The organism is Bordetella muralis, assembly GCF_965139205.1.
Taxonomy (GTDB): Bacteria; Pseudomonadota; Gammaproteobacteria; order Burkholderiales; family Burkholderiaceae_B; genus Bordetella_A; species Bordetella_A muralis.
The window spans coordinates 1-13722 of sequence record NZ_CBCSIU010000043.1 but is presented as its reverse complement, the minus strand read 5'-3'; the positions used below and the strand labels follow the sequence as shown (position 1 = coordinate 13722).

The following is a 13722-nucleotide window of genomic DNA, read 5'->3' as shown; positions in this document are numbered from 1 at the left end:
CCCGCGCGCCGGACCGACTTTGTGAAGCCCGGCCGGGCCGATTGCCTCGGCTCGACGACCAAAAGAAAACCTCACCGCACGCAAAAAAACTACCCCTGCTCCAACCCCGTACAAGCCGCCCTCAATATCCGAGCACACTCCTCCTGCCGAGGCTCCAACCGATAAACCGGCCCCCCCACAGAAATCGCATACGTCTCCCCCGACAACGTCACCGGCCAAGCCAGCGCACACACATCGGGAATCGACTCACCGAGGTTCATGAACCACCCCCGCTCCCGCGACAACTCCAGATCCGCATCAACCGCATCAACGGACGTCAACGTACGCTCGTTATAGCGAGTCAGAGCATAGCTATTGAGCAACGCATGGCGAGCCTTCGTATCCAGGACAGACAACAACGCCTTGCCAAGAGAGTTCGCATGTACCTCGCGAAACTCCCCGGCTACCGGGGCATAGCGAATGGTGTGCGGAGAATCCAGCACATCCAGATAGACAACCTTGCCCTCGCCGGTGAGTTTCCCGAACACAATCGTTTCCTGCGTCGCATCGCGCAGTTCGATCAAGCTGGGATAAACACGATCCAGAACCGGATCGGACGCGGCGATGCGTTGCGCCATCGCCAGCAACCGACCCGTAGGGTAATAACCCTGCCGTCGCCCTGTCTCGTACAGATAGCCAAGATCGGCCAAGGTACGAATCAGCGCCAGACAGCTGGAGACCGGCACACCCAATAGGCGCGCCAGCTCCGACAAGGGCAACGCGCGCCGCTCGCGAGCATAGGTTTCTATGATCTCGATGACGCGCAGCGCTGTCTTGACGCTCATGGGCTGGGCAAACAGATGTTTAAGAAAGGATTACTTCTTGCGCATCGGAGGCAAATCCGTGCACACGCCTTCCGCGACTTCAGCCGCCATGCCGACAGACTCGCCCAACGTCGGATGCGGGTGGATGGTCTTGGCAATATCGACCATATCCGCGCCCATTTCGATCGCCAAAGCGATCTCGCTGATCAAATCGCCCGCATGCGTGCCGACAATGCCGCCACCCAGAATGCGGTGCGTTTCGGCATCGAACAGCAGCTTGGTAAAGCCCTCGTCGCGGCCGTTCGCAATCGCGCGGCCCGACGCTGCCCAGGGGAACAGACCCTTTTCGACCTTGATACCCTGTTTCTTGGCCTCGTCCTCGGTCAAGCCCACCCACGCGACTTCCGGATCGGTATAGGCTACCGACGGGATCACGCGCGCGTCGAAGAACGACTTTTGACCAGCAGCTGCTTCTGCAGCCACATGGCCTTCATGCACGGCCTTGTGCGCCAACATGGGCTGGCCCACGATGTCGCCGATCGCGTAAATGTGCGGCACGTTGGTGCGCATTTGACGATCGACTTCGATAAAGCCGCGGTCCGTCACGGCAACACCAGCCTTGTCGGCGGCGATTTTCTTGCCGTTCGGGCTGCGGCCCACGGCCTGCAACACCAAGTCGTAACGTTGCGGTTCTTTCGGTGCGCCCTCGCCTTCGAAGCTGACGTAGATACCGTCTTTTTTCGCTTCGGCGCCGACGGTCTTGGTCTTGAGCATGATGTTGTCAAAACGCTCGGCGTTCATTTTCTGCCAGACCTTGACCAGATCACGATCCGCACCTTGCATCAGGCCGTCGAGCATTTCCACGACGTCCAGACGCGCGCCCAACGTGGAATACACCGTACCCATTTCCAGGCCGATGATCCCGCCGCCGATGATGAGCATCTTTTTCGGAATCTCGCGCAGTTCCAATGCCCCGGTCGAGTCGACGATACGCTCGTCGTCGGGCAGGAACGGCAGTTTCACCGATTGGCTGCCCGCCGCAATAATGGCGTTCTTGAAACGGACGGTTTGTGTCTTGCCGTCAGCGCTCTTGACGGACAAGTGATGCGGATCGGCAAACTCGCCGACACCCGTGACCACCTTGACCTTGCGTGCCTTGGCCATGCCGGCCAGGCCGCCCGTCAGCTTTGCCACCACGCTGTCTTTGTAGCCGCGCAGCTTGTCCAGATCGATCTTGGGCTCGCCAAAACTGATCCCGTGGGCCGCCAGTGCACGCGCTTCGTCGATGACGGCTGCGTTGTGCAACAGCGCCTTGGATGGAATGCAGCCTACGTTCAGGCAGACACCGCCCAACGTCTCGTAACGCTCGACCAGCACAACGGACAGGCCCAGGTCTGCCGCACGGAAAGCCGCCGAATAGCCGCCGGGGCCTGCGCCCAGGACCAGCATGTCGCATTCCAGATCTGCGGAGCCGCTATACGACGCCGCCGCCGGTGCCGGAGCTTTATCGGCCGGCGCCGCCGCCGGTGCAGGCGCAGACGAGGCCTGCGGTGCATTGCCACCCGCTTTCGCCTCGGCCGGAGCATTACCGCCCGCCGGCGCGGCGGCTTTGCCCGCGTCCGCCGACGCTGCCTCGGCAGCCTCGACCTGCAGGATCACCGTGCCCTCGGCAACCTTGTCGCCAACCTTGACCTGCACGGATTTCACCACGCCGCCTGCGGACGCGGGGATTTCCATGGATGCCTTGTCGGATTCGACCGTGATCAGGCTTTGTTCTGCCTTGATCGTGTCGCCCGCAGCAACCAGCACCTCGATGACTTCGACTTCCTTGAAGTCACCGATGTCGGGTACCTTGATATCAACCAGTGTGCTCATGAGGCCCCCTTACAGCAAGATGCGGCGGAAGTCGGCCAGCAACTGACCCAGGTACGCGTTGAAACGCGCGGCAGCAGCGCCGTCGATGACACGATGGTCGTAGGACAGCGACAGCGGCATCGTCAGGCGCGGCACAAACTGCTTGCCGTCCCAGACAGGCTTTTGCGCCGAACGCGACACACCGAGGATAGCCACTTCCGGTGCATTGATGATGGGCGTGAAGTGCGTACCGCCGATCCCGCCCAGCGACGAAATCGAGAAGCAACCGCCCTGCATTTCCGCAGGAGAGATCTTGCCTTCGCGGGCCTTCTTGGACAGTTCGCCCATTTCCTTGGCGATGTCGATGATGCCTTTCTTGTCCGCATCGCGGATGACCGGCACGACCAAACCGTTGGGCGTGTCGGCAGCAAAACCGATATGGAAGTATTGCTTGTAGATCAGTTGATCGCCATCAAGCGACGCATTGAACTCGGGGAATTTCTTCAGTGCGGAAACAACGGCCTTGATCAGGAACGCCAGCATGGTGACTTTGACACCGGCTTTTTCGTTCTCTTTGTTCAAGGTCACACGGAAAGCTTCCAGGTCGGTGATGTCCGCTTCGTCATTGTTGGTGACGTGCGGGATCATGACCCAGTTGCGATGCAGGTTCGCACCCGAGATTTTCTTGATGCGCGACAGCGGCTTGGCGTCGATCGGACCGAACTTGGTGAAGTCGATCTTCGGCCACGGCAAGAGGCCCAGCGCCGCGCCATCGGCGCCGCCCGAGGCAGCCGCCGCCGGTGCTGCCAGCGCTTGCTTCACAAAGGCGCGCACGTCGTCGGCCGTGATGCGGTCTTTCGGGCCAGAGCCTTTGACCTTGCTCAGGTTGACACCCAACTCGCGTGCGAACTTGCGCACCGACGGCGATGCATGCGGCAATTGACCAGGCTTCAGACCGGGATCTTCGAGCGAGGCAGCAGGCGCGGGCTTGGCGGCCGGCGCCTCAGGTGCTGCGGCAGGAGCGGGGCTGCTGGCAGCCGGTGCTGTTGCCGCGGCTGCGGGTTGCGCGCTGGGCTGTGCCGAAGCGGCAGCGGGTGCCGCGCTGGCGCCGCCCTCGACCACCACGATCACGGTGCCCTTGGATACCTTATCGCCTACCTTGGCCTTGATTTCCTTGACCACACCGCCTGCGGATGCCGGGATTTCCATCGAGGCCTTGTCGGACTCGACGGTAATCAGGCTTTGCTCGGCCTTGATGGTGTCGCCCACGGCGACCATGACTTCGATGACTTCGACTTCTTTGAAATCACCGATATCGGGTACCGCGATTTCCACGGGGCCACTGCCTTGCTGGCTTTGCTCGGCCGGGGCAGCGGGCGCCTTGGCAGCAGCGGCAGGCTCAGCAGCGGCAGCCTTTGCCGGCGCCGATTCCGCCGCAGGTGCGGCAGCGGGTGCGGCCTCAGCCGCCGCTTCGCCCGCCTCGATTTCCAGGATAACGGTGCCTTCGGCGACCTTGTCGCCGACTTTGACCTTGACGGACTTCACGACGCCACCGGCCGACGCCGGGATTTCCATCGATGCCTTGTCGGACTCGACGGTGATCAGGCTTTGCTCGGCCTTGATCGTGTCACCCGCCGCGACCAGCACTTCGATGACTTCGACTTCTTTGAAATCACCGATGTCGGGTACCTTGATTTCCACGAGTTTGCTCATGTCTGTTTACCTTCAAGCGTGGTGCGGGTTGGCTTTTTCCGGGTTGATGCCGTATTTCTTGATGGCCTCGGCGACCTTGCCGGCGGGGACCTTGCCCTCGTCGGCCAGCGCGCGCAATGCGGCCAACACCACGAAATGGCGATCGACTTCGAAGTGCTCGCGCAGCTTGTAGCGGAAATCCGAACGGCCGAAACCGTCGGTGCCCAGTACACGGTACGTGCGGTCCTTGGGCACAAACGGACGGATCTGATCGGCGAACAACTTCATGTAGTCGGTCGACGCGATGATCGGGCCTTCGGTCTTTTCGAGTTGCTGCGTGACGTAGGGCACCTGCGGTTTTTTCTGTTCCGGGTGCAGCAGGTTGTGGCGATCGGCATCCAGGCCATCGCGGCGCAGCTCGGTAAAGCTGGTCACGCTCCACAGATCCGAGGCGACGCCCCAGTCGGCTTCGAGCAATTCCTGAGCCGCCATGACTTCGCGCAGGATGGTGCCGGAGCCCATCAGTTGCACGCGGGTCTTGCCCTTGCCGTGCGACTTGAGCTTGTACATCCCCTTGATGATGCCTTCCTCGTCGCCCTTGGTCAGACCGGGCTGCGGGTAGTTTTCGTTCATCACCGTCAGGTAGTAGTACACGTTCTCCTGGTCTTCGACCATGCGCTTCAGACCGTGCTGGATGATCACAGCCAGCTCGTGACCGAACGTCGGGTCGTACGACACGCAATTCGGAATGGTCGAGGCCAGCAGGTGGCTGTGACCGTCTTCGTGCTGCAAGCCCTCGCCATTCAACGTGGTACGGCCTGCCGTGCCGCCCAGCAAGAAGCCGCGCGCCTGCATATCACCCGCTGCCCAGGCCAGATCGCCAATGCGCTGGAAGCCGAACATCGAGTAATAGATGTAGAACGGCACCATGATGCGGTTGTTCGTCGAATACGACGTGGCCGCCGCAATCCACGAGCTCATCGCGCCGGCTTCGTTGATGCCTTCCTGCAGCAGTTGGCCGTCGGCGGATTCTTTGTAGTACATGACCTGGTCTTTATCGACCGGCACGTACTTCTGCCCTTCCGGTGCATAGATGCCGATCTGGCGGAACAGGCCTTCCATACCGAAAGTCCGCGATTCGTCCGCCAGGATAGGCACGACGCGCGAGCCCAGGTCTTTGTCGCGCAGGATCTGATTCAACACACGCACAAAAGCCTGCGTCGTCGAGATCTCGCGGCCTTCGGCGGTGGGTTCCAACACCGCCTTGAATGCCTCCAGCGCGGGGGCCTTGAGCTGCTCGTCGGCCTTGGCGCGGCGCTTGGGCAGATAGCCGCCCAGCGCCTTGCGGCGTTCGTGCAGATATTTCATTTCCGGCGAATCTTCGGCCGGCTTGAAATAAGGCAGTTTCTCGAGCTGATCGTCGGGAATCGGGATCGCGAAACGATCGCGGAATTCGCGGATCGACTCGAGCTCGAGTTTCTTTTGCTGGTGAGTCGGGTTCTTGGCCTGGCCCACCTGGCCCATGCCGTAGCCCTTGATGGTCTTGGCCAGGATGACGGTCGGTTGACCGGTATGCGTGCTGGCCGCCTTGAAGGCCGCGTAGACCTTGTGCGGATCGTGGCCGCCGCGGTTCAGGCGCCAGATGTCCTCGTCGCTCATGCGCGAGACGGCTTCCAGCAGTTTCGGATGCTTGCCAAAGAAATGTTCGCGCACGAACTTGCCGTCGTTGGCCTTGTACGCCTGGTACTCGCCATCGACGGTTTCTTCCATGATCTTGCGCAGGATGCCTTCTTTGTCGTGCGCCAGGAGCGGATCCCAGTAGCCGCCCCAGATCAGTTTGATCACATTCCAGCCCGATCCGCGGAAGTCGCCTTCGAGCTCCTGGATGATCTTGCCATTACCGCGCACCGGTCCGTCCAGACGCTGCAGGTTGCAGTTGATGACGAAGATCAGGTTGTCGAGCTTTTCGCGAGCGGCCAGCGCGATCGCGCCCAGCGACTCGGGTTCGTCCATTTCGCCGTCGCCGCAGAATACCCAGACCTTGCGCTGGCTCGTGTCGGCCAGGCCGCGGGCATGCAGGTATTTCAGGAAGCGGGCTTGGTAGATCGCCATCAGCGGGCCCAGGCCCATCGACACCGTCGGGAACTGCCAGAAATCCGGCATCAGCTTGGGGTGCGGATACGACGACAGGCCCTTGCCATCGACTTCCTGGCGGAAATGGTTCAGCTGTTCTTCGGTCAAGCGGCCTTCGAGGTAGGCGCGACCGTACATGCCGGGCGAAGTGTGGCCCTGGAAATACACCAGGTCGCCGCCATGGCTTTCGTCTTCGGCATGCCAGAAATGGTTTTGCCCGCAGCCGATCATGGTGGCCAGCGAGGCAAACGAGGCGATGTGGCCGCCCAGATCGCCGCCATCGGGCGGGTTATGCTTGTTGGCCTTGACCACCATGGCCATGGCGTTCCAGCGCACATAGGAGCGAATACGCGATTCCAGCTCCAGGTTGCCGGGATGAGCCGGCTCGAGTCCAGGCGGAATGGTGTTGACGTAGGCCGTGTTGGGCGAAAATGGGATATGCGCCCCCGAACGACGGGCCTCGTCAATCAGGCGTTCCAGCAGGTAATGGGCACGCTCGGGACCTTCGCGGTCGAGCACGGCAGCCAGGGCTTCAAGCCACTCTTGGGTTTCTAGAGTGTCTTCGTCGTTGGCGGCCGATAGCGCGCTAGCCTGGGCATTAGAGGACATCGTATGTCTCCTGTGGGAGTTCTGAGCAGGCCCGCTCCAACGTAATGGATCGGGCAATCCAAAGGGGTCCGGCTCCTGGCCGGGGCGTGTTTTGCCGCCTGAACGGTCAATGCTATCGCGTCAGGCAGCAAGTACGAAACGCGAAGATTAACCTGTCCGCGTGAAAATTTCATGTTGCGGTACGGAATTTCATAATATGAAATATTGACAGATTCCTGAATTTATTTTCCCCATCATGACAAACTCCAACGCCCTGCTCTGCGCACACACGCGCAACACGCTCTAAAATGCCGGGTCTATCTGTGCCGACTGTCATGTCCAGCCCTTACAAATCCAGCATTCCCAACTCGTTTCACGACCACGCTCGCAAACGCCGGCGGGGCGTGTACTGGGTCACGCCAGCGGTGGTGTTGATCCTGTATCTGTGCGTAATGGGTGCGTTTTTCTGGCTGCAGCGTCTGCACGACGACAGCGTCATGTTCGTGACCATCGACCAGGAGGTCCGCCAACAGCGTCTGATCTGGGTCGTGCTGGCACTGTCGTGTGTGATCATCATCAGCTTGCTGATGCTGTGGCGTTACACCCGTTTCCGCTCGACCGCCGAGGCCGCCTTGATCGCCGAGACCGGATTCCGCCGTGCCATGGAAAACTCCATGTCCACGGGGATGCGCGTGCTCGACATGGAGGGGCGCATCGCCTATGTCAATCCGGCGTTCTGCCGCATGATCGGCTGGAACGAGGCGGATCTCATCGGACGCAGCCCTCCTTTCCCCTACTGGGTGCCGGGCCGGCACGAGCAGCACCAGCACACACTCGACGTGCTGACCTCGGGCAAGACCCCCAGCAGCGGACTTGAAATCGAGGCCCAGCGCCGCGACGGCTCGCGCTTTACCGCGCGGATGTATGTGTCGCCCCTGCTCGACCCCAACGGCACGCAGATCGGCTGGATGACCTCGATGACGGACATCACCGAGCCCAAACGCATTCGCGAGGCCCTGACTGCCGCGCATGAGCGTTTCATGACCGTGCTCGAAGGGCTCGACGACGCGATTTCCGTGACTGCCGACACCCATGACGGCCTGGAACTGCTGTTCGCCAACCGCACCTACCGCCGCGTGTTCGGGGCGCAGACTGGCGGCCACAACGAACTGCTGGCGCGACGCCGCGGCCGGTTCACCGATGAGGCGATCGAGATCTTTGCCCCCTCGGTACAGCGCTGGTTCGAGGTACACCACCGTATGTTGGCCTGGACCGACGGCCGCCGCGTACGCATGCAGGTCGCGCGCGACATCACCGAGCGCCGGGACCACGAAGAAGCCTCGCGCATCCAGCAAGAAAAGATCCAGCTCACCAGCCGCCTGACCACCATGGGCGAAATGGCTTCGTCCTTGGCTCACGAGCTGAATCAGCCTCTGACTGCCATCGCAAACTACAGCATGGGCGCGGTCGCATTGGTCAAAGCCGGCCACACCAGCCCGACCATGCTGCTGCCCGCACTGGAAAAAGCCGCCTCGCAAGCCGAACGCGCCGGCAAGATCATCAGCCGCATCCGCGAATTCGTAAAACGCAGCGAGCCGCGCCGCCAGCGCGTGCCGATCAGCCGCATCGTTGACAATGCCATCGGTTTTGCCGACATCGACGCACGCAAACGCCGCATCCGCATTGATTCGTTCGTGCCGTCCAATGCGCCAGACGTGCTGGCCGACCCGATTCTGATCGAACAGGTGTTGCTCAATCTGCTGAAAAATGGCCTCGAGGCCATGGACAAGAGCGATTCCGACGAGCTCAAGGTCGCAGTCATCCCTCACGAACAGCACATCGAAGTCGCTGTCGTCGACCGTGGTCACGGCCTGACGGATCCCGAGCGCCTGTTCGAGCCTTTCTTCAGCACCAAGACCCAGGGCCTGGGCATGGGTCTGAATATCTGCCGTACCATTATTGAATCGCACCACGGCCGTCTCTGGGCGGATCCGAATCCCGCCGGCGGTACGATTTTTCGATTTACACTGCCCTGCGCCGCGCCTGAAAAACCGGCACAGAACGATCAGCCCGAGGAGTTACACGCATGAACACCCCCCCCCAGTCGAGCACGGTATTCATTGTCGATGACGACGAAGCGGTACGCGATTCATTGCGCTGGCTGCTCGAAGCCAACGGTTATCGCGTGCGCGCTTTCGCCAGCGGTGAGACCTTTCTCGAGGAATATGATCCCAGCCAGATCGGCGTCTTGATCGCCGACGTGCGTATGCCCGGCATGAGCGGCCTCGAGCTGCAAGAGCAACTGCTGGCCCGCAACGCCCCGCTACCCATCGTGTTCATCACCGGTCACGGCGATGTCCCCATGGCAGTATCCACGATGAAAAAAGGCGCAGTCGATTTTCTGGAAAAGCCTTTCAATGAATCGGACCTGCGCGAGATCGTGGCCCGCATGCTCGAGCAAGCGACCCAGCGCATCAGCCAGTTCCAGGCCCAAAAAGACCACGAAGCCATGCTGGCCCGTCTGACCGCGCGCGAGCAGCAGGTATTGGAACGCATCGTCGCCGGCCGCCTGAACAAGCAAATCGCCGACGATCTCGGCATCAGCATCAAAACGGTGGAAGCGCATCGCGCCAACATCATGGAAAAACTGGAAGTCACCACTGTCGCCGACCTGATGAAAGTCGCGCTGGCAAAACCCGAGGCACACGCATGACCCTGCAGGACCCTTCTACACCCGCCGTCCAAGGCGCACGCATCATCGACGGCACCGCCCTGTCGCAACGCATCCGCGAAGAAGTCGCACAACGTGTGCAAACCCTCGCTGCCAAGGGCATCCGTCCCGGTCTGGCCGTCGTATTGGTCGGCGAAGACCCCGCCTCGCAGGTCTATGTACGCAACAAGGTCGCTGCTTGTGAAAAGGCCGGCCTGCATTCGATCAAAGAGCAATATCCTGCCGACATGACCGAGGCCGAGCTGCTGGCTCGCATCGACGCACTGAACCGCGATCCGTCCATTCACGGCATTCTGGTGCAGTTGCCGCTGCCGCCGCACATGGACAGCCACAAGGTCATCGAAGCGATCTCCGCCGAAAAGGACGTAGACGGCTTTCACATCAGCAATGCCGGTCTGCTGATGACAGGCCAGCCTCTGTTCCGCCCTTGCACCCCCTACGGCGTGATGAAGATGCTGGAATCCGAGGGTGTCACCCTGCGTGGCGCCGAGGCTGTCATCGTGGGGGCCAGCAACATCGTGGGCAAGCCCATGGCCATGTTGCTGCTGCAAGCCGGCGCCACCATCACGATCTGCAACTCGAAAACCCGTGACCTGGCCGCGCAAACGCGCCGTGCCGATGTACTGGTGGTTGCGACGGGCAAGCCGGGCATGATCACCGGCAGCATGATCAAGCCGGGTGCGGTCGTCATCGACGTCGGCATCAATCGTGGCGCTGACGGCAAACTCTGCGGCGATGTCGATTTTGCGTCGGCCCGCGAAGTCGCTGGCGCAATCACGCCGGTGCCGGGGGGAGTTGGCCCCATGACCATTGCGATGTTGCTGGTGAATACCGTCGAGGCGGCCGAGCGCGCGGCAGCGTAATACGTGACAACGATGCCAGGGACCATCAAACATCCGTGGCATCGTTGACTACCGCATCAAGTTCCTATCGAAACCGGAACCATAACGCCCACAGCATGAACACGCCGCCCATCATGAACAGGGCCTGATATCCCCTGACGATGGGTCGCTGATGGCGCAAGAACCCTCGCACGGGCTGGCGATCCAGATTGGCGGCATTATGCGTGGTGTGAAATTTGGCCATTGAGCTCACACCCTTTTGCGCCAATGCCGCAAAAAAATTGAGCAGAAAAATCATCAAGATCGCCATATATAGCTTGACGCCCAACAGCAGCGCTGCGGCCAAGTCCGGGGAACCCTGCTGCCCTGAAAACTTGATGCTCTGACCATGTTTCGTCAGCAGGATCGCCGCCGCACTCAGCACGACATGCACCGCCAGCACCATTAAAAAATGCATAGCCACCGTTTTGAACGGTTTTCTCAGCGTAACACCAAAGAAATAGGCCAATAACAAAACCAAAGACGCCCCCCACATCAGCGTCTTCAAAAGAATATCCATCATCCCAATCGCCTCTGAACTGCGATAAGCTGCGCAGCACGGAGGGCATTTTATCGCCGGAAGGTCCCCCCGCAGGGTCACCCTTGTTTTCCGTGCAAACGCCCTCATCTTTATCGTATTCCGTCCCATTCGCAGCGACACCGAACATGACTCAAAATCCCCTGCTAGCCCCCGTCTCCGACCTCATCGACTATGCCACCGTGCAGCCCGCGCACATCGTGCCCGCCATCGAAGCACTGCTGATCGGCGCACGACAGGCTGTTGATGCAGCAGCGGATCCGAGCTTGCCGGCTGATTGGGAATCTGTGGTGCAACCGCTGGATACCGCGTCAGAGCGACTGTGGCGCGCCTGGTCGGTCGCGGGCCATCTGAATGCCGTGGTCAACACCCCTGAATTGCGCGAGGCCTACAACGCCGCCCTGCCGCTCGTGACGGAGTTTTCGACCTGGGTAGGCCTGCACGAGGGACTGTACAAGCAATACCAACGCCTGCGTGCCGCCCAAGACTTCGACAGCTGGGATCCAGTACGCCGCCGCGTCATTGAATTAGCGCTGCGTGATTTCCGCTTGAGCGGCGTCGAGCTGCAAGGCGCGGCCCGCGAGCGCTATGCCGAGATCTCCGATCGCGAGGCCCAAGTCACGCAAAAATTCTCCGAAAACGTCCTCGATTCGATCGACGCCTGGTCGCTGCTCATCGAAGACGAGTCCCGGCTCGCGGGCCTGCCTGCCGACGTGCTACAGGCCACTCGTCAGGCCGCTCAGGACGATGGGCACGAAACGGGCTGGAAACTCACGCTGAAAATGCCGTGCTACCTGCCCGTCATGCAATACGCACGCGACCGCAGTCTGCGCGAACAGATGTACCGCGCCTATGGCACCGTGGCCTCTGAACAAGGCGACACGCGTTTTGACAACTCCCCGCTGATCGAGGAACTGCTATCCCTGCGCGCCGAGGAATCCGGCCTGCTCGGGTTTGGCACCTTTGCCGCGTTGCGCCTGCAAACCCGCATGGCCCGCGACGCCGACGAAGTCACCGGTTTTCTGCGCGACCTCGCTTCGCGTGCCCGTCCCTACGCCGAACGCGACCTGGCCGAGATCAAGGCCTTTGCCGCCAGCGAACTCGGGCTGGCTGAGCTCGAGCCGTGGGATATTCCCTACGCGTCCGAGCGCCTGCGCGAGACTCGCTACGCCTACTCCGAAGACGAGATCAAACAGTACTTCACCGAGCCTCGCGTGCTCGAGGGCCTGTTCCAGGTCATCGAATCGCTGTTCAACGTACGTCTGCGCGAAACCGACGTCTCGCGCTGGCACGCCGACGTACGCGGCGTCCGCGTCGAATCACCCGAAGGTGCGTTGATCGGCCACCTGTACCTCGACCTCTATGCCCGTGCCGGCAAACAAAGCGGTGCCTGGGTCGACAGCGAGCGCAGCCGCCGCCGACTAGGCGACCATGTTCAAACGCCGGTCGTCTACCTGACCTGCAACTTTGCCCGCCCCGGCGACGGCAAGCCCGCCTTGCTCACGCACGACGACGTCATCACGCTGTTCCACGAAACCGGCCACGCGCTGCATGCCTTGCTTTCCGAAGTCGACGAGCCCGGCGCCTCGGCATTCTCCAGCGTCGAATGGGACGCCATCGAACTGCCCTCGCAGTTCATGGAAAACTTCTGCTGGGAATGGCCCGTCGTGCAACGCCTCTCGGCCCATGTCGCCAGCGGCGAGGCCCTGCCCCGTGCGCTGTACGACAAACTCGTCGCCGCCCGCAATTTCCAAAGCGGCATGCAGACCGTACGCCAAATCGAATTCGCACTATTCGACATGCTGCTGCATAGCCGCACCGATGGCGCGACCATCGAGCAAACCATGGACCTGCTCCAGCAAGTCCGCAAAGAAGTCGCCGTGCTGTTCCCGCCCGCGTGGCACCGTTTCCCGCATGCCTTCTCGCATCTGTTCGCCGGCGGCTACGGCGCGGGCTACTACAGCTACAAATGGGCCGAGGTCCTGTCTGCCGACGCCTACGAGGCATTCGAAGAAGCCGCCAAAGCCAACGCCGACAGCACAGCCGGCACCCTGGATCCCGTCACCGGCGCGCGCTACCGCAAAGAAATCCTCGCCGTCGGCGGCGCCCGCCCCGCTGCGGAATCCTTTGCCGCCTTCCGCGGCCGTGCCCCGCGCATCGACGCCCTATTGCGCCACAGCGGCATGACAAACTGACCGCCGCCTCGTCCAACATCCTCACGCCTACAACCGCAGCCCTTGCAAGCGTCATTGGCCCGAGTGATGAACCCGCCGCAATATGAGGCTTCGGTATGCGACTGACGCCATGACCTGGGCGTCATCAGTCCTGCTGACGCTGTGACCTTGCAGCGTTATCAGTCCCGCTGACGCCGTAATCTTGCATGGGTTATGCCCTTCTAACGCCGTGAGTTTGCCGCAGCCGGGGGGCAGTGGCGGGCAGGCCTGTCGGAGGCTGCCGAGTCCGTGGAGGATTGGCGGGGGAAGTCCGGGGGCCATGTTTGAG

At 61.4% G+C, this 13722-nt stretch carries 9 protein-coding genes; 4 read left to right on the top strand and 5 right to left on the bottom strand.

What is annotated here, in order from left to right:
- Nucleotides 1-89: 89 nt before the first annotated feature.
- The 4 genes from ACNA0I_RS26310 to aceE are packed head-to-tail and all read right to left on the bottom strand — an operon-like array spanning nt 90 to nt 7091.
- Nucleotides 90-824, bottom strand: a complete 735-nt coding sequence (locus tag ACNA0I_RS26310) for an IclR family transcriptional regulator (protein WP_415808977.1) — start codon at nt 822-824, stop codon at nt 90-92.
- A 30-nt stretch (nt 825-854) separates the two neighbouring features.
- Nucleotides 855-2678, bottom strand: coding sequence for a dihydrolipoyl dehydrogenase (gene lpdA, locus ACNA0I_RS26305; RefSeq protein WP_415808976.1), 1824 nt, complete (start codon nt 2676-2678; stop codon nt 855-857).
- 9 nt (nt 2679-2687) lie between these two features.
- Nucleotides 2688-4370, bottom strand: a complete 1683-nt coding sequence (gene aceF / locus ACNA0I_RS26300; RefSeq protein ID WP_415808975.1) for a dihydrolipoyllysine-residue acetyltransferase — start codon at nt 4368-4370, stop codon at nt 2688-2690.
- Between the two features lie 12 nt (nt 4371-4382).
- Entirely contained in the window at nt 4383-7091 is a 2709-nt protein-coding gene (gene aceE / locus ACNA0I_RS26295) for a pyruvate dehydrogenase (acetyl-transferring), homodimeric type (protein WP_415808974.1), read from the bottom strand.
- Between the two features lie 314 nt (nt 7092-7405).
- Between aceE and ACNA0I_RS26290 the strand changes: the two genes are divergently transcribed.
- Genes ACNA0I_RS26290 through folD form a run of 3 tightly spaced genes read left to right on the top strand, consistent with a single transcriptional unit; the run spans nt 7406 to nt 10664 of the window.
- Nucleotides 7406-9160: a PAS domain-containing sensor histidine kinase gene (locus ACNA0I_RS26290; RefSeq protein WP_415808973.1), complete on the top strand. Its 1755-nt coding sequence runs from the start codon at nt 7406-7408 to the stop codon at nt 9158-9160.
- Nucleotides 9157-9783 carry a response regulator transcription factor gene (locus ACNA0I_RS26285; RefSeq protein WP_094821538.1) on the top strand — a complete coding sequence of 209 codons (627 nt, stop codon included), beginning with the start codon at nt 9157-9159 and terminating at the stop codon, nt 9781-9783. The genes ACNA0I_RS26290 and ACNA0I_RS26285 overlap by 4 nt, the downstream gene beginning before the upstream one ends.
- Nucleotides 9780-10664, top strand: a complete 885-nt coding sequence (gene folD / locus ACNA0I_RS26280) for a bifunctional methylenetetrahydrofolate dehydrogenase/methenyltetrahydrofolate cyclohydrolase FolD (protein ID WP_415808972.1) — start codon at nt 9780-9782, stop codon at nt 10662-10664. Before ACNA0I_RS26285 ends, folD begins: the two co-directional genes overlap by 4 nt.
- A gap of 64 nt (nt 10665-10728) precedes the next feature.
- Here folD and ACNA0I_RS26275 read toward each other — a convergent pair whose 3' ends face one another.
- On the bottom strand, nt 10729-11283 hold the full coding sequence (locus tag ACNA0I_RS26275; RefSeq protein WP_415808971.1) for a hypothetical protein: 555 nt from the start codon (nt 11281-11283) through the stop codon (nt 10729-10731).
- Nucleotides 11284-11348: 65 nt separating this feature from the next.
- Here ACNA0I_RS26275 and ACNA0I_RS26270 point away from each other — a divergent pair, with 65 nt between their 5' ends.
- Entirely contained in the window at nt 11349-13415 is a 2067-nt protein-coding gene (locus ACNA0I_RS26270; protein WP_415808970.1) for a M3 family metallopeptidase, read from the top strand.
- Nucleotides 13416-13722 lie beyond the last annotated feature (307 nt).

Excerpts from the sequence above, each read along its gene's own strand:
- ACNA0I_RS26310 (WP_415808977.1), bottom strand. The coding sequence starts at position 824 with ATGAGCGTCAAGACAGCGCTGCGCGTCATCGAGATCATAGAAACCTAT.
- lpdA (WP_415808976.1), bottom strand. The coding sequence starts at position 2,678 with ATGAGCACACTGGTTGATATCAAGGTACCCGACATCGGTGACTTCAAG.
- aceF (WP_415808975.1), bottom strand. The coding sequence starts at position 4,370 with ATGAGCAAACTCGTGGAAATCAAGGTACCCGACATCGGTGATTTCAAA.
- aceE (WP_415808974.1), bottom strand. The coding sequence starts at position 7,091 with ATGTCCTCTAATGCCCAGGCTAGCGCGCTATCGGCCGCCAACGACGAA.
- ACNA0I_RS26290 (WP_415808973.1), top strand. The coding sequence starts at position 7,406 with ATGTCCAGCCCTTACAAATCCAGCATTCCCAACTCGTTTCACGACCAC.
- ACNA0I_RS26285 (WP_094821538.1), top strand. The coding sequence starts at position 9,157 with ATGAACACCCCCCCCCAGTCGAGCACGGTATTCATTGTCGATGACGAC.
- folD (WP_415808972.1), top strand. The coding sequence starts at position 9,780 with ATGACCCTGCAGGACCCTTCTACACCCGCCGTCCAAGGCGCACGCATC.
- ACNA0I_RS26270 (WP_415808970.1), top strand. The coding sequence starts at position 11,349 with ATGACTCAAAATCCCCTGCTAGCCCCCGTCTCCGACCTCATCGACTAT.